Source organism: Bacillus sp. LM 4-2, from assembly GCF_000978495.1.
In the GTDB taxonomy this organism is placed as follows: domain Bacteria; phylum Bacillota; class Bacilli; order Bacillales; family Bacillaceae; genus Bacillus; species Bacillus subtilis.
Genome location: NZ_CP011101.1, coordinates 2,809,357 through 2,824,094, shown reverse-complemented (window position 1 = coordinate 2,824,094; position 14,738 = coordinate 2,809,357). Strand labels below are relative to the sequence as shown.

Here is a 14,738-nt window from a genome sequence, read left to right as displayed (position 1 = left end):
AACAAATTAGGATGGCATAATTGATAAGGGGTGTCCAACATGAAGGTAAAAGTAGCGATCAACGGGTTTGGAAGAATCGGAAGAATGGTTTTTAGAAAAGCGATGTTAGACGATCAAATTCAAGTAGTGGCCATTAACGCCAGCTATTCCGCAGAAACGCTGGCTCATTTAATAAAGTATGACACAATTCACGGCAGATACGACAAAGAGGTTGTGGCTGGTGAAGATAGCCTGATCGTAAATGGAAAGAAAGTGCTTTTGTTAAACAGCCGTGATCCAAAACAGCTGCCTTGGCGGGAATATGATATTGACATAGTCGTCGAAGCAACAGGGAAGTTTAATGCTAAAGATAAAGCGATGGGCCATATAGAAGCAGGTGCAAAAAAAGTGATTTTGACCGCTCCGGGAAAAAATGAAGACGTTACCATTGTGATGGGCGTAAATGAGGACCAATTCGACGCTGAGCGCCATGTCATTATTTCAAATGCGTCATGCACGACAAATTGCCTTGCGCCTGTTGTAAAAGTGCTGGATGAAGAGTTTGGCATTGAGAGCGGTCTGATGACTACAGTTCATGCGTATACGAATGACCAAAAAAATATTGATAACCCGCACAAAGATTTGCGCCGGGCGCGGGCTTGCGGTGAATCCATCATTCCAACAACAACAGGAGCGGCAAAGGCGCTTTCGCTTGTGCTGCCGCATCTGAAAGGAAAACTTCACGGCCTCGCCTTGCGTGTCCCTGTTCCGAACGTCTCATTGGTTGATCTCGTTGTTGATCTGAAAACGGATGTTACGGCTGAAGAAGTAAACGAGGCATTTAAACGCGCTGCCAAAACGTCGATGTACGGTGTACTTGATTACTCAGATGAACCGCTCGTTTCGACTGATTATAATACGAATCCGCATTCAGCGGTCATTGACGGGCTTACAACAATGGTAATGGAAGACAGGAAAGTAAAGGTGCTGGCGTGGTATGACAACGAATGGGGCTACTCCTGCAGAGTTGTTGATCTAATCCGCCATGTAGCGGCACGAATGAAACATCCGTCTGCTGTATAAAATAAGGTCATGGACACATTTTAAAGAAAAAACCCTTAACAGCATATTTCTGAAAAAACGCACCTTGCAAATTAGACTTAAACACAGTATACTATTTTTCGTGAACTTCTTGCTTGAGACTGTTTCGGAATTACTTAAAGGGTTAGGACCTCTCCGGACTAACTTTCCCCCGTGGTAAATGGCCGACCCAGTTGTTGGAATTTCACTTTTTAATTCTTGTTAAGGGGGGTCCATGACTATGGAAACAATGGGGCGTCACGTTATCTCCGAGCTATGGGGATGCGATTTTGATAAGCTGAATGACATGGATTTTATTGAAAAAACGTTTGTAAATGCTGCTCTAAAATCAGGTGCTGAGGTGCGCGAGGTTGCATTTCACAAATTTGCACCGCAAGGCGTAAGCGGAGTTGTGATTATTTCTGAATCACACTTAACGATTCACAGTTTTCCTGAGCACGGATATGCGAGCATTGATGTTTATACTTGTGGAGACTTAGATCCTAATGTCGCTGCTGATTACATTGCAGAGGCATTACATGCTGATACAAGAGAAAACATTGAAATACCAAGAGGAATGGGGCCTGTGCAAATTAAACAGGCGCAAGCGAAAGTACTATAAAGTAAATTGCGAACACAAAGGGAGCTGAAGCTAGAAAGCCATTATGCGCTTTTTAGCTTATGCTCCTTTTATTTTTATAAAGAAACGAGAGTGTCAGCTTTTTCTTTTTTCATTTTTTTTGTAAAATAAGAAGGAGATTTTCACAAACCACCTAATGCTATAGAAACAAATTTAACAACGGCTCTCCCGACAGATGCTGTCACATCTATTTTTAAAAGGCGGAGGCTGCCGAAAATACATTGCAGGGAACGATATAGTTGGGAGCTGATTTTATTGAAATGTCCTTCATGCCAGCATAACGGAACACGAGTCCTTGATTCACGGCCTGTGGATGACGGAAAGTCGATTCGCCGAAGACGCGAGTGCGAATCCTGCCACTACCGGTTTACGACCTTTGAGAAAGTGGAGGAAACCCCGCTCATCGTTGTGAAAAAAGAAGGTGTGCGTGAGGAATTCAGCAGAGAAAAAATGCTGCGCGGCCTCATAAAAGCATGTGAAAAAAGGCCTGTTTCACTCAAAACGCTTGAAGACATGTGCTTTGATATTGAAAAAGAACTTCGCAATCAAGGCTGCTCCGAGGTGAAGAGTGAGCTCGTCGGAGAAATGGTCATGGACCGGCTGGCTAAGATTGACGAAGTCGCATATGTGCGGTTCGCGTCCGTCTATCGGCAGTTTAAAGATATAAACGTCTTTATCGATGAATTAAAAGACTTAATAAAGAAAGAGCGTTAAAAGAGCTAAGAGGATTCTTCTAGCTCTTTTCTCATGTGCAAAATTGGCATTTGATAGATATAAGAAACGGTGTAAAATGAAAGGTAGAAACAAATTCGGAAGGTTTGAGAATGTATGGCTGACTATTGGAAAGATGTACTGCCTGTAGACCCGTATGTGGTTAAAAGCAGATCGATGCTGCAGGATATTGACAGACAAATTATTACACAACTGTACCAGCCCTTAATCGGCCCTGTTGCATTCTCTCTTTATATGACATTGTGGGGAGAGCTTGAACAAAACCGTCTGTGGGGCGGAGAGTCCACACATAGACAGCTGATGGGGATGACACAGTCCAACTTAAAAACGATCCATCAGGAACAGGGGAAGCTCGAGGGCATCGGATTGCTGAAAGTATATATGAAAGAATCCGAGCGGCAGGAGCGCCTCTTTATATATGAACTCCTTCCGCCGCTCAGACCAAATGAATTTTTTGAAGACGGAATGCTGAATGTTTTTCTGTATAATAGGGTCGGAAAAACGAAATATCAGCAATTAAAACAATTTTTTACGCACCCGGCCATTTCAGAAGATGCGAAGGACATTACGCGTCCGTTTAATCATGCGTTTGAATCGCTGCAGCCGAGTGAATGGAAGCTCACATCCGATATGGAGGAAACGGTAAGGCTTGCCGAGGGGTCCGAGTATACTTCTGTCGGACAGTCTCCGTCCTACACCATAACGGAGGATGTGTTTGATTTTGATTTGTTTTTAGCGGGACTTTCTGAGACGATGATACCGAGAAAAGCGATGACCCAGCAGGTGCGGGACACAATCAAAAAGCTTTCTTATCTGTACGGAATTGACCCTTTGCAAATGCAAAATGTTGTGATGAGCGCAATTGATGAGCGTGACGTCATTACGACGGAGGCATTAAGAAAAGCGGCGAGCGACTGGTATCAAATTGAAAGAAACGGACAGCTGCCCGATTTGGTGGAAAAAACACAGCCGGTGCATCTGCGTGAAGGCGAACAACCGGCAGAAGAGGATTCTCTGGATGGGAAGCTGATTGCATTGCTGGAGGCGATTTCCCCGAAGAAGCTTCTGCAGGACATTGCTGACGGAACAGAGCCGTCAAAAGCTGATCTGAAGATCATAGAAGAAATTATGTTCGAACAGAAGCTCGAGCCAGGCGTCACAAATGTGTTAATTTATTATGTCATGCTGAAAACCGACATGAAGCTGTCGAAAAACTATATCCAAAAAATCGCTTCGCATTGGGCACGCAAAAAGGTGAAAACGGTCAGGGAAGCGATGAAGCTCGCAATAGAAGAAAACCGCCAGTATCTTGAATGGGCTGAGGGAAAAACAAAGTCTTCGAAACGAAACCAAAAAGTGATTCGTGAAGAAAAGCTTCCTGATTGGATGACAGAAAAGGAAACAGCGTCCGATTCAGAATCCGGACAGCAGAAGCTGCATCCGCAGGATTTGGAAGAACAGAAGAAAAAGATGATGGAAGAAATGCAAAAACTGAAAAAATACTCTGCCTATTAAAGACAGAGATGCGGGGTGAAGGAATAGATGGAACCAATCGGCCGTTCCCTGCAGGGCGTAACCGGCAGGCCGGATTTCCAAAAACGTCTTGAACAAATGAAGGAAAAAGTCATGAAAGATCAAGATGTTCAAGCATTTTTGAAGGAAAACGAAGAAGTGATTGACCAAAAAATGATCGAAAAGAGCTTAAATAAGCTTTATGAATATATCGAACAAAGCAAGAATTGCTCCTATTGTTCGGAAGATGAAAACTGCAACAATTTGTTGGAGGGCTACCATCCGAAGCTTGTTGTCAATGGGAGGTCTATTGATATCGAGTATTACGAATGTCCAGTCAAACGGAAGCTCGACCAGCAGAAGAAACAACAGTCTCTTATGAAAAGCATGTATATCCAGCAGGATCTTCTTGGAGCGACGTTCCAGCAAGTTGATATCAGTGACCCAAGCAGACTCGCGATGTTTCAGCATGTTACAGACTTCCTGAAAAGCTATAATGAGACGGGAAAAGGGAAAGGATTATATTTATACGGGAAATTTGGGGTAGGAAAAACGTTTATGCTCGCTGCAATTGCCAATGAGCTGGCGGAAAAAGAGTATTCCTCCATGATTGTTTATGTGCCTGAATTTGTGAGAGAGCTTAAGAATTCGCTGCAAGACCAGACATTGGAAGAGAAGCTCAATATGGTAAAGACCACACCCGTATTAATGCTTGATGACATCGGAGCAGAATCAATGACAAGCTGGGTAAGGGATGAGGTCATCGGAACGGTGCTTCAGCACAGAATGTCCCAGCAGCTGCCAACGTTCTTTTCTTCTAATTTCTCACCTGACGAGCTGAAGCATCATTTTACGTATTCGCAGAGGGGAGAAAAAGAAGAAGTAAAAGCTGCAAGATTAATGGAGCGGATATTATATTTGGCTGCTCCGATCCGCCTTGACGGAGAAAACCGCCGACATCCATAATTGCTGTGGTTCAAAGGGGAAGGAACTGAGGGTATGAAACGAAAAACGGCTGTCAAATGGCTGGCAGTGCTTGCAGGTGCTGGTTTACTCTATTGGGGAAATAAAACGTATTTGAATGTATCGCCGAAAGAAATCAGGGTATGGGTATTGTCGTTCGGAGTCTTTGCACCTCTGATGTTTATCGGGATATCCATCGTCAGGCCACTTGTTTTATTTCCGGTGTCTGTTATTTCAATAGCTGGCGGACTTGCGTTTGGCCCGCTTCTCGGCACGCTTTATACGTTATTCGGTTCGATGTGCGCTTCAGCTGTTTCGTTTTTTGCGGCTGGTTTGTTTTCGGCGAAAAAGAACGGGCATTACGAAAGGCTTGAAGCCATACAGAAGCAAATGGAGGATAACGGATTTTTCTATATCTTTCTTTTGAGAATCCTGCCGATCAATTTTGATTTCGTCAGCTATGCGGCAGGCCTTTCCAATGTCAAAGCGCTGCCGTATTTTGCCGCAACGGCTGTGGGAATCATCCCTGGGACGATTGCGCTTAATGTGCTGGGTGCGAGCTTTTTGGCTGGCAATCTGCCCGCTTTCTTTATGGTGCTCGCTTTGTATATCGTGTTTATCTCATTGCCGTTCATCTTCAGAAAGAAAATGCAAAACTTGTTCCAAGAATCAAATTAAGATTTGCCAATGACCTTTACGTCTATTTTAAAAACATCCCCCATATACTTGTAACAGATGCCGTAAGGGGGGACAAACATGCTTGAAATAATCTTTGAAGATGACCATGATGCAGCCGCTTTTTTACATCTCATTCAGCATTCGGACGATCGGAACAATATCATTGTCCGTGAAGGTATACGAAAAATCGGGATTGAAAAAGCGAATCCGGCTTTTCCTATTCAGCGTTTTATGGAGCCGATTCTGGTCAAATTTTTTTTGGAATGCAAAGAAGACGAGCATATGCTGTCATTGATTGAGGAAACGTATTGTTTCACGGACCAGGATGAACAGCAGCAAATCCTTCAGCTCGCACACAGTATTATTGAAGGTGAAGCAGACGATCTTCCGTTTGAGCCGCTGAAGCTTTCACGGAAACAATCAATTTTGGATGAACTCCAAACGATCTGTTTAGAGGAAGGAGTATTTTACATTCGCTCCTTTCAGACCTTCCGACTTGGATCATACTATAAGCAGCTGAGAGATATTACAGAAGCAGCGATTGATGAATATAAGATGGAACAGGAATATCAAAACTTTATTCAAACACTCAGAGACTATGTGGACGCCAAACAGCCGCGAATCAAAAAAGTGCATATTGTCCATGATGGTTCCTTTACATTATGGGAGCTGCGCTATGTGCCGGAACGGGAAAAAATGAAATACATAGACAGAAGATTTGTCCGGGATCATCCTATGTATATTGATTCTCATTTGCTCGCGCCGCTGATTTCCATTGCGCCTGATGAAGTCGTGCTTTATACCGACCAGCCCGAGCACATGATGGCAAGGACCATTCAAAACGTATTTCAAGAGAGAGTGGAAATGCTCCCGCTGCATGCTTTTACAGATGCAGAAATACCGGTGAAGCACTCGGAAGGATGAGGGCCGGCAGCCTGTCTATTTAAGGCTGTCGGTTTAAAAAAAAGGAAACGCGATCGTGTTGATTTTTTGGATTGAACAATTTATAATACATAGGAGATTAAGAAAGACACACGTATTGATAAGGACACGAAGGAATGATACCGGCTCAAAGAGAGGGAAGCCCTGGCTGCAAGCTTCCCAGCTAAGGACCATTCGCTTTACCGCCTTTGAACTTCAGCTGTGAACCTCTTGAAAAGGAACAGTAATGGCTGACGGGAACTCCCGTTACAGAGCTTAGAGCCGCAGGTGCCGTGTATTGGCTTTGCGGAAAAAAGGGTGGAACCACGATTCCGTTTATTCAACCTCGTCCCTTTCATAGGGGGCGGGGTTTTTATATGCAAAAAAAGGAGTGACAAAGATGTCAGATATGGTAAAAATCACATTTCCTGATGGAGCAGTCAAGGAGTTTGCGAAAGGAACAACAACAGAAGATATCGCGGCATCCATCAGTCCGGGATTAAAGAAAAAGTCATTAGCCGGAAAACTGAACGGAAAAGAAATCGATTTGAGAACGCCGATCAATGAAGACGGTACAGTGGAAATCATTACAGAAGGCTCAGAAGAAGGTCTTCAAATTATGCGCCACAGTGCGGCTCACTTGCTGGCTCAAGCGATTAAACGCATCTACAAGGATGTTAAATTCGGCGTCGGTCCGGTTATCGAAAACGGTTTTTACTACGATGTAGAAATGGACGAAGCGATTACACCGGAGGATCTGCCGAAAATCGAGAAAGAAATGAAAAAAATCGTTAATGCGAACCTTCCGATCGTTCGAAAAGAAGTCAGCCGTGAAGAAGCGAAAGCCCGTTTTGCGGAAATCGGCGACGACCTGAAGCTTGAACTATTGGATGCGATTCCTGAAGGAGAAACCGTTTCGATCTATGAGCAAGGCGAATTCTTTGACCTGTGCCGCGGCGTCCATGTTCCTTCAACCGGAAAAATCAAAGAATTTAAGCTGTTAAGCCTTGCAGGCGCATACTGGCGCGGTGACAGCAAAAACCAAATGCTTCAGCGCGTATATGGTACAGCTTTCTTCAAAAAAGCTGATCTTGAAGAGCATCTTCGTATGCTAGAAGAAGCGAAAGAACGCGACCACAGAAAGCTTGGCAAAGAATTAAAGCTGTTCGCGAACTCTCAAAAAGTCGGACAAGGCCTGCCGCTTTGGCTGCCAAAAGGCGCAACAATCCGCCGCGTCATCGAGCGCTACATTGTCGATAAAGAAATCAGCCTCGGCTATGAGCACGTATACACACCTGTGCTAGGCAGCAAAGAGCTGTATGAAACATCAGGACACTGGGATCATTATCAGGAAGGCATGTTCCCTCCGATGGAAATGGACAATGAAACACTTGTATTGCGTCCGATGAACTGTCCGCACCATATGATGATTTACAAACAAGACATTCACAGTTACCGCGAGCTTCCGATTCGTATTGCAGAGCTTGGAACGATGCACCGCTATGAAATGTCAGGTGCGCTGTCAGGACTTCAACGGGTACGCGGAATGACGTTAAATGATGCACACATCTTTGTGCGCCCGGATCAAATTAAGGATGAGTTTATCCGTACAGTCCGTTTAATCCAGGATGTTTATGAAGACTTCGGTTTAAGTGATTACACATTCCGTCTGTCTTACCGCGATCCGGAAGATACAGAGAAATATTTTGATGACGATGAAATGTGGAACAAAGCGCAATCCATGCTGAAAGAGGCAATGGACGAAATCGGCCACGACTATTACGAAGCAGAAGGTGAAGCGGCATTCTACGGACCTAAACTTGATGTTCAGGTGAAAACTGCGATCGGAAAAGAAGAAACACTGTCTACGGTTCAGCTTGATTTCTTATTGCCGGAACGTTTCGACCTGACATACATCGGTGAGGACGGCAAGCAGCACCGTCCGGTTGTCATTCACAGAGGTGTCGTTTCAACAATGGAACGCTTTGTTGCTTTCTTAATCGAAGAACACAAAGGCGCGCTGCCGACATGGCTTGCACCGGTTCAGTTCCAAGTCATCCCGGTTTCTCCGGCTGTGCATTTAGACTACGCGAAAAAAGTGCAGGAACGCCTGCAATGTGAAGGCCTGCGTGTTGAAGTCGACAGCCGCGATGAAAAAATCGGCTACAAAATCCGTGAAGCGCAAATGCAAAAAATCCCGTACATGCTGGTGGTCGGTGACCAAGAAGCAGAAAACGGAGCGGTAAACGTGCGTAAATACGGAGAACAGAACTCTGAAACCATTTCACTTGATGAGTTTGTGAAAAAGGCAGTAGCTGAAGCGAAAAAATAAAATAAAAAAGCATGATCTCATTGAAGAGATCATGCTTTTTTTATTTCTCTAATATAGGAAACAAATCATGAAGGCTGCTGATGATGTAATCAGGCTTTACGTCAGTTTCGTTTTTCTTATCAGTCCGGTTGATCCAAACGGTTTTGATTCCGGCTCTTGAAGCGCCTAAAATATCAGTATTCAAATTATCGCCGACCATGATGGCATCGTCTTTTTCAATATTCATCAGCTTAAGGCAGTGTTCAAAAATTGAAACATCCGGCTTGCCCTTGCCGAATGCGCCCGAGATGACGATTTCATTGAAGTAAGGAGCGAGCTCAGGCACGCCGGCAAGCTTCTCCTTTTGCAGACTAGGATCGCCATTTGTCAAAAGCAATAATTCATACTTGCCTTTTAATTGATCGAGTACAGCAAAAGTTTCATCATATACAAACGGGCGCTTTCTGCGCTCTGCCGCAAAAAACTCTCCCAAGTATTCGCCATATGCAGGATCATCGATCCCAAGCGCTTTCAGTCCGTTGGTCCATGCATTTCTTCTGTACTCCGGCACAATCTTGTTCAGCTTTTGAAAGCCTTCACTGATTGGCTCTGAGAAATTGGACCACAGTCCTTCAAACGGGTTAATGCCGATCATCACTGTATATGGATACGTCTCATATGACATGTACAATTCTCTCGCCGCTTCGCGAACAGCTGCTTCGAATTCCTCAGGGGCAAGGCCATATTTTTTCTCCGCCTGTAAGCAAGTTTCTGCAAATGTTGTTCTGACGCTTTTTTCGTCCCAAAGTAGTGTATCATCTAAATCAAAAAATACGGCTTTCATGATCTTCTCCTCTGCTTCAGATTCAAATCTTTCTGCCAAAAGGCTCATGTTTTATTTTACAATAGATAAAAGCCTTGTGAAATATGTTTTCAGACGATTTTAAAAAAACAGTCAGCCGCAAAACGAAAACATGCTAGAATGAAAACGGAAAGAACAGGTGACATGAATGATTCATTTAATGATTATGATGCTGGAGAGAGTGGGGATTATTGTTATATTAGGGTTCATTCTCGCCCATACGAAACTTTTCAGACAAGCTCTTCAGAATCAGGACGGCTATAAAGGAAAAGCGATTTTAATTTCTATTTTTTCTCTTTTCAGCATCATCAGCAATTATACAGGCATCGAAATTCAAAGAAATATGATTGTAAACAATGACTGGGTGTTTACGATAGATCCATCGGGCTCTATCGCGAATACCCGTATTTTGGGCGTGGAAATCGGGGGCCTTCTCGGAGGTCCTTTTGTAGGGGCTGGGATCGGCATACTTGCGGGCCTGCATCGTTTTTCACTCGGTGGCAGCACGGCCTTAAGCTGTGCCGTCTCATCTATTTTAGCGGGTGTTCTTGCAGGCTTGATCGGCAGGTATTTTACGAAGCGATATCGAATGCCGACACCGCGCATCGCCGCTCTTGTGGGAATCGGCATGGAGTCACTGCAAATGATCATTATTTTGCTGATGGCAAAGCCGTTCAGTGACGCTTGGGAGCTTGTCAGCATGATCGGAATTCCGATGATACTCATCAATGGAACAGGCAGTTTTATTTTTCTGTCTATTATTCAAGCGATCATTCGCAAGGAAGAACAGGCAAGGGCTCTCGAAACGCATCGAGTGCTTACGATTGCTGATCAGACACTTCCATTTTTCCGCCAAGGATTAAATGAAAACTCCTGTAAAAGTGTAGCGGCTATTATCCATAAGCTGACAGGAACAGATGCGGTGTCTCTCACTGACAAAGAAAAGATCCTTGCGCATGTCGGTGCGGGAATGGATCACCACATCCCATCGAAAAGCTTGATCACCGGCCTGTCCAAAAAGGTGATTAAAACAGGGCATATTATGAAGGCGATTTCGCAGGAAGAGATTGAATGCACGCATGCTGAATGCCCTTTGCACGCTGCAATTGTCCTACCGCTGACATCGAACGGCAATACAATCGGCACCTTAAAAATGTACTTTAAAAGCCCGGCAGGCCTGAGTCAGGTAGAGGAGGAACTTGCCGAGGGGCTGGCCATGCTGTTTTCGACACAGCTTGAGCTTGGGGAAGCAGAGCTGCAAAGCAAACTTCTCAAGGATGCTGAAATTAAAGCGCTTCAAGCACAGGTGAATCCGCATTTTTTATTTAATGCGATCAACACGATTTCTGCGTTATGCCGTACAGATGTTGAAAAAACCCGTAAGCTCCTATTGCAGCTCAGTGTTTATTTTCGTTCAAACCTTCAAGGAGCGAGACAGCTGCTGATTCCGCTCTCAAAGGAGCTGAACCATCTTAACGCCTATTTGTCATTAGAACAGGCGCGTTTTCCCGGGAAATATAAAATTGAGCTTAATATCGACAGCAGACTGGAGCAGATTGAAATCCCTCCGTTTGTTTTGCAGGTGCTTGTCGAGAACGCGCTTCGGCACGCGTTTCCGAAAAAACAAGACATATGCAAGGTTACAGTCTGTGTCTTATCTGATGATGCATCCGTCTATATGAAGGTGGCGGATAACGGACGCGGAATTCCGCCGGACGTCTTGCCGGAACTGGGGAAGAAACCGTTTCCGTCTAAGGAGGGAACCGGTACAGCGCTTTATAACCTAAATCAGCGGCTGATCGGTTTATTCGGACAGCAGGCTGCACTGCATATCAGCAGTGAGGTTCATAAAGGGACAGAGGTTTCCTTTCAAGTGCCAATGCAACAGATGAAAGAGGGAGAAGAACATGCTCAGGGTGTTAATAGTTGATGATGAGATGCTGGCAAGGGATGAACTGGCTTACTTGCTTAAGCGGACCAATGATGAAATGGAAATCAATGAAGCGGAAAATATCGAATCCGCTTTTGACCAAATGATGGATCAAAAACCTGATTTGCTGTTTTTAGACGTTGATTTATCCGGAGAAAACGGTTTTGATATCGCAAAGCGATTGAAGAAAATGAAGCATCCTCCTGCTATTGTGTTTGCGACAGCGTATGACCAGTATGCGCTCAAAGCGTTTGAGGTGGACGCTCTTGATTATTTAACCAAGCCTTTCGATGAAGAAAGAATTCAGCAAACGCTGAAAAAATATAAAAAAGTCAATCGGGATATTGTAGAAACAGAGCAAAACAGCCATGCCGGCCAGCACAAGCTCGCGCTATCTGTGGGGGAATCGATTGTGATTGTGGATACGAAGGACATTATCTATGCCGGAACAGAAGATGGTCATGTCAATGTAAAAACCTTCGATCATTCTTATACGGTCAGCGATACACTCGTTGTGATTGAGAAAAAGCTGCCGGATTCTGATTTTATCCGCGTCCATCGGAGCTTTGTCGTGAATACCGAATATATTAAAGAAATTCAGCCATGGTTTAATTCAACGTATAATCTGATCATGAAAGACGGATCGAAAATACCGGTCAGCCGGACATATGCGAAGGAATTGAAAAAGCTGCTCCATATTTGATGGGCGGCTTTTTGCATTTCACCCATTTGATTCTGCAACTCAGACCCGCTATTCGGCATGTTATCTTGTAAGCGCTTTATAACAGGGGATTCTTATTTATAATGAGGGTACCAAAGAGAAAGAGGTGAAGAAAATGAGTGCTAAAAAAGTGTACGGGTTTTTAACACAAGCATTTATTTTTGCCGTCATTATGCTGGTTTCAAATATGATTGCCGCTATTGTCCCAATACCTATCCCGGCATCGGTTGTAGGGTTGGTCTTATTATTTCTCCTATTATGTTTGAAAGTCATTAAACTGGAACAAGTGGAGACGCTCGGAACGTCTTTAACCTCTCTGATCGGATTTTTATTTGTTCCGTCAGGTATATCTGTTATGAATTCGCTTGGTGTGATGCAGCAATACGGCCTGCAAATTGTTCTTGTCATTCTGCTCGCAACGATTATTCTGCTGGGGGCTACGGGATTGTTTTCTCAGCTGATTCTTTCGCTGAGCGGAAAACGCAAAACCGCAGCGGACATGAAAACAAAAACAGTGCAAAGCCCGCAGAACAATAACGAACTCGTTCACCATTAAGGGAAACAGGAGGTTCTTCACATGGAAAGCACAATGAGTCCTTATTTTGGGATTGTCGTATCACTTGCTGCATTCGGCATCGGCACCTTTTTATTTAAGAAAACGAAAGGCTTCTTCCTTTTCACTCCTTTGTTTGTTGCCATGGTGCTGGGGATCGCATTTTTAAAAATCGGCGGTTTTTCCTACGCGGATTATAATAACGGGGGAGAGATCATTAAGTTTTTCCTTGAACCGGCAACGATCGCATTTGCAATTCCTTTGTACAAACAAAGAGATAAGCTTAAAAAATACTGGTGGCAAATCATGGCCTCCATTATTGCCGGCTCTATCTGCTCTGTCACGATTGTTTATCTGCTCGCTAAAGGCATTCATCTCGATTCGGCCGTAATGAAAAGCATGCTTCCGCAGGCGGCTACAACGGCAATTGCGCTTCCTTTATCAAAAGGCATCGGGGGCATCAGCGACATCACAGCCTTTGCGGTCATCTTTAACGCTGTCATCGTATATGCGCTCGGAGCATTGTTCTTGAAGGTGTTTAAAGTGAAAAATCCGATTTCTAAAGGATTGGCTCTTGGAACATCCGGACATGCACTTGGTGTAGCGGTCGGGATTGAGATGGGAGAAGTTGAAGCTGCGATGGCAAGTATTGCTGTTGTCGTAGTAGGAGTGGTAACGGTTCTGGTCATCCCTGTGTTCGTGCAGCTGATCGGAGGATAAGCCAAGGCTGAATGCCTTGGCTTTTTTTATTTTATGGTGCGTCTTCGGGATCGATATACCCTTGTTTAATGCCCCATTCTACTTGATCGTCATGCCACTTTTTTCGTTCTTCATAACCATAACCATCGTCATCAGGAAGCTCTGAAGCTGGCTGTTGAATGGTTTTATCTGTCTGACTCGAGGAAGATGGTGGATTTTTACTATTAGATGAGGGTGCCTCAGTCTGCTGCCGTTGTGCCTGTGATTGCCGCTTTTTCTCAGCGTTCGCTTTCTGCTCTTTTTGGATTGCTGCCTGCCGCTGTCTTTCAAGTTCAGCTTGTCTTTTTGCTTCCGCTAATCGCTGATTCTCCGCCGCCTGCTGCTCTGCTAATCGCTGTCTCTCCGCTTTTTCCTCCTGCTGTTTCTTTCGTTTCGCCTCCCGCTCTTTTTCAAGCTTTTTCTCGGCGGCGATTTGTCTTTGCTTTTCAGCTTCTTCTTTTGCCTTCCGCTTTCCTAACTCAGTAGCAAGTGGACTCTCGAACTTCATGTCCAATGAAACGGGTTTTAGTTTTTTTAGCTCTTTCTCCAGCCCCTTTTGAGGAAATGCTGCAGTTGTCTTAACAGTTTCGACTTTTGATTCGGAAGATGTGCTGCTATTCGAGCAACCGGTTAATATCAATGTGAAAAATAAAGCAAGCTGTATCAGTTTGTTCATGTGTCAGGCTCCCTTCTGCTTCTTATATCGGTCAGAGATTAACTTTGTTTTACATTTCTTCCTGTCGGTGGTTTTGTTGTAAATTGCGAAATAAGGGGGGAATTGTTGGTTCTTTGTATTCTGGGTGGGGATGAAAGATTTTCTTTTTCTCTCTTGCGCTCATAGAAAACCCATGTTACAATGTAAAAGTTGTTCCGGATAAGTCGTCCTTGACTAAAGATCCGGTATTGTGTAGAATAGTTATTGAATTGAATATAAATCACAAGCAGAAGCACCCGCTTCTCACCTGATTGACACATGCATGTAGTTGGCAGGTTGACCGTACATTTTTATTGATACAGATGTTCGTAGTGTGGGTGTTTTATAATGCCCACACTTTTTGTTTGCCTGCAAAATGCATTCAAAATGAGTTGTGAATCAATTCGAAGAAACTATGGAGGTG

At 44.1% G+C, this 14,738-nt stretch carries 14 protein-coding genes and 1 other annotated feature; of the genes, 12 read left to right on the top strand and 2 right to left on the bottom strand.

Features of this window, described 5'->3' with window-relative positions:
- The first annotated feature begins 39 nt into the window (after window positions 1-39).
- From bslm_RS14065 to thrS, 8 genes are all read left to right on the top strand, one after another.
- Complete coding sequence (locus bslm_RS14065; RefSeq protein WP_003229459.1) at window positions 40-1,062, top strand: glyceraldehyde-3-phosphate dehydrogenase; 1,023 nt, start codon at window positions 40-42, stop codon at window positions 1,060-1,062.
- A gap of 238 nt (window positions 1,063-1,300) precedes the next feature.
- Window positions 1,301-1,681 (top strand): adenosylmethionine decarboxylase, encoded by a 381-nt coding sequence (speD, locus tag bslm_RS14060; protein ID WP_003223584.1) that lies wholly within the window; start codon window positions 1,301-1,303, stop codon window positions 1,679-1,681.
- 273 nt (window positions 1,682-1,954) lie between these two features.
- Entirely contained in the window at window positions 1,955-2,413 is a 459-nt protein-coding gene (gene nrdR / locus bslm_RS14055) for a transcriptional regulator NrdR (protein ID WP_003223586.1), read from the top strand.
- Window positions 2,414-2,527: 114 nt separating this feature from the next.
- The gene (gene dnaB, locus bslm_RS14050) at window positions 2,528-3,946 is read left to right on the top strand and encodes a replicative helicase loading/DNA remodeling protein DnaB (RefSeq protein WP_003229464.1); all 1,419 of its coding nucleotides are present in this window, start codon (window positions 2,528-2,530) and stop codon (window positions 3,944-3,946) included.
- A gap of 27 nt (window positions 3,947-3,973) precedes the next feature.
- Entirely contained in the window at window positions 3,974-4,909 is a 936-nt protein-coding gene (dnaI, locus tag bslm_RS14045) for a primosomal protein DnaI (RefSeq protein ID WP_003229466.1), read from the top strand.
- Between the two features lie 33 nt (window positions 4,910-4,942).
- The gene (locus tag bslm_RS14040) at window positions 4,943-5,584 is read left to right on the top strand and encodes a TVP38/TMEM64 family protein (RefSeq protein ID WP_003229468.1); all 642 of its coding nucleotides are present in this window, start codon (window positions 4,943-4,945) and stop codon (window positions 5,582-5,584) included.
- A 78-nt stretch (window positions 5,585-5,662) separates the two neighbouring features.
- Window positions 5,663-6,508 carry a putative sporulation protein YtxC gene (ytxC, locus tag bslm_RS14035; protein WP_003229471.1) on the top strand — a complete coding sequence of 282 codons (846 nt, stop codon included), beginning with the start codon at window positions 5,663-5,665 and terminating at the stop codon, window positions 6,506-6,508.
- Between the two features lie 397 nt (window positions 6,509-6,905).
- Window positions 6,906-8,837 (top strand): threonine--tRNA ligase, encoded by a 1,932-nt coding sequence (thrS, locus tag bslm_RS14030; protein WP_003229473.1) that lies wholly within the window; start codon window positions 6,906-6,908, stop codon window positions 8,835-8,837.
- A 40-nt stretch (window positions 8,838-8,877) separates the two neighbouring features.
- On the opposite strand, the gene bslm_RS14025 is transcribed toward thrS, so the two are convergent.
- Window positions 8,878-9,660: an HAD family hydrolase gene (locus bslm_RS14025; RefSeq protein ID WP_004398978.1), complete on the bottom strand. Its 783-nt coding sequence runs from the start codon at window positions 9,658-9,660 to the stop codon at window positions 8,878-8,880.
- A 166-nt stretch (window positions 9,661-9,826) separates the two neighbouring features.
- Between bslm_RS14025 and lytS the strand changes: the two genes are divergently transcribed.
- The 4 genes from lytS (at window position 9,827) to lrgB (ending at window position 13,602) form a co-directional block, all read left to right on the top strand.
- Window positions 9,827-11,608 carry a two-component system sensor histidine kinase LytS gene (gene lytS, locus bslm_RS14020; RefSeq protein WP_003229477.1) on the top strand — a complete coding sequence of 594 codons (1,782 nt, stop codon included), beginning with the start codon at window positions 9,827-9,829 and terminating at the stop codon, window positions 11,606-11,608.
- Entirely contained in the window at window positions 11,586-12,311 is a 726-nt protein-coding gene (gene lytT / locus bslm_RS14015; protein WP_003229479.1) for a two-component system response regulator LytT, read from the top strand. Before lytS ends, lytT begins: the two co-directional genes overlap by 23 nt.
- A 133-nt stretch (window positions 12,312-12,444) precedes the next feature.
- A complete protein-coding gene (gene lrgA, locus bslm_RS14010; protein WP_014477620.1) occupies window positions 12,445-12,885 on the top strand; it encodes an antiholin-like murein hydrolase modulator LrgA in 441 nt (146 codons plus the stop codon).
- A 21-nt stretch (window positions 12,886-12,906) separates the two neighbouring features.
- Window positions 12,907-13,602, top strand: a complete 696-nt coding sequence (lrgB, locus tag bslm_RS14005; RefSeq protein WP_003229482.1) for an antiholin-like protein LrgB — start codon at window positions 12,907-12,909, stop codon at window positions 13,600-13,602.
- A 31-nt stretch (window positions 13,603-13,633) separates the two neighbouring features.
- On the opposite strand, the gene bslm_RS14000 is transcribed toward lrgB, so the two are convergent.
- The gene (locus bslm_RS14000) at window positions 13,634-14,296 is read right to left on the bottom strand and encodes a hypothetical protein (protein ID WP_041851081.1); all 663 of its coding nucleotides are present in this window, start codon (window positions 14,294-14,296) and stop codon (window positions 13,634-13,636) included.
- A gap of 257 nt (window positions 14,297-14,553) precedes the next feature.
- Window positions 14,554-14,684, top strand: a sequence feature (ribosomal protein L20 leader region).
- Window positions 14,685-14,738: the final 54 nt, after the last annotated feature.

Bases quoted from the DNA above. Each gene is read 5' to 3' on its own strand.
- bslm_RS14040 (WP_003229468.1), top strand. From the start codon at position 4,943: ATGAAACGAAAAACGGCTGTCAAATGGCTGGCAGTGCTTGCAGGTGCT.
- lytT (WP_003229479.1), top strand. From the start codon at position 11,586: ATGCTCAGGGTGTTAATAGTTGATGATGAGATGCTGGCAAGGGATGAA.
- speD (WP_003223584.1), top strand. From the start codon at position 1,301: ATGGAAACAATGGGGCGTCACGTTATCTCCGAGCTATGGGGATGCGAT.
- dnaB (WP_003229464.1), top strand. From the start codon at position 2,528: ATGGCTGACTATTGGAAAGATGTACTGCCTGTAGACCCGTATGTGGTT.
- lrgA (WP_014477620.1), top strand. From the start codon at position 12,445: ATGAGTGCTAAAAAAGTGTACGGGTTTTTAACACAAGCATTTATTTTT.
- ytxC (WP_003229471.1), top strand. From the start codon at position 5,663: ATGCTTGAAATAATCTTTGAAGATGACCATGATGCAGCCGCTTTTTTA.
- bslm_RS14065 (WP_003229459.1), top strand. From the start codon at position 40: ATGAAGGTAAAAGTAGCGATCAACGGGTTTGGAAGAATCGGAAGAATG.
- dnaI (WP_003229466.1), top strand. From the start codon at position 3,974: ATGGAACCAATCGGCCGTTCCCTGCAGGGCGTAACCGGCAGGCCGGAT.
- thrS (WP_003229473.1), top strand. From the start codon at position 6,906: ATGTCAGATATGGTAAAAATCACATTTCCTGATGGAGCAGTCAAGGAG.
- lrgB (WP_003229482.1), top strand. From the start codon at position 12,907: ATGGAAAGCACAATGAGTCCTTATTTTGGGATTGTCGTATCACTTGCT.
- bslm_RS14000 (WP_041851081.1), bottom strand. From the start codon at position 14,296: ATGAACAAACTGATACAGCTTGCTTTATTTTTCACATTGATATTAACC.
- bslm_RS14025 (WP_004398978.1), bottom strand. From the start codon at position 9,660: ATGAAAGCCGTATTTTTTGATTTAGATGATACACTACTTTGGGACGAA.
- lytS (WP_003229477.1), top strand. From the start codon at position 9,827: ATGATTCATTTAATGATTATGATGCTGGAGAGAGTGGGGATTATTGTT.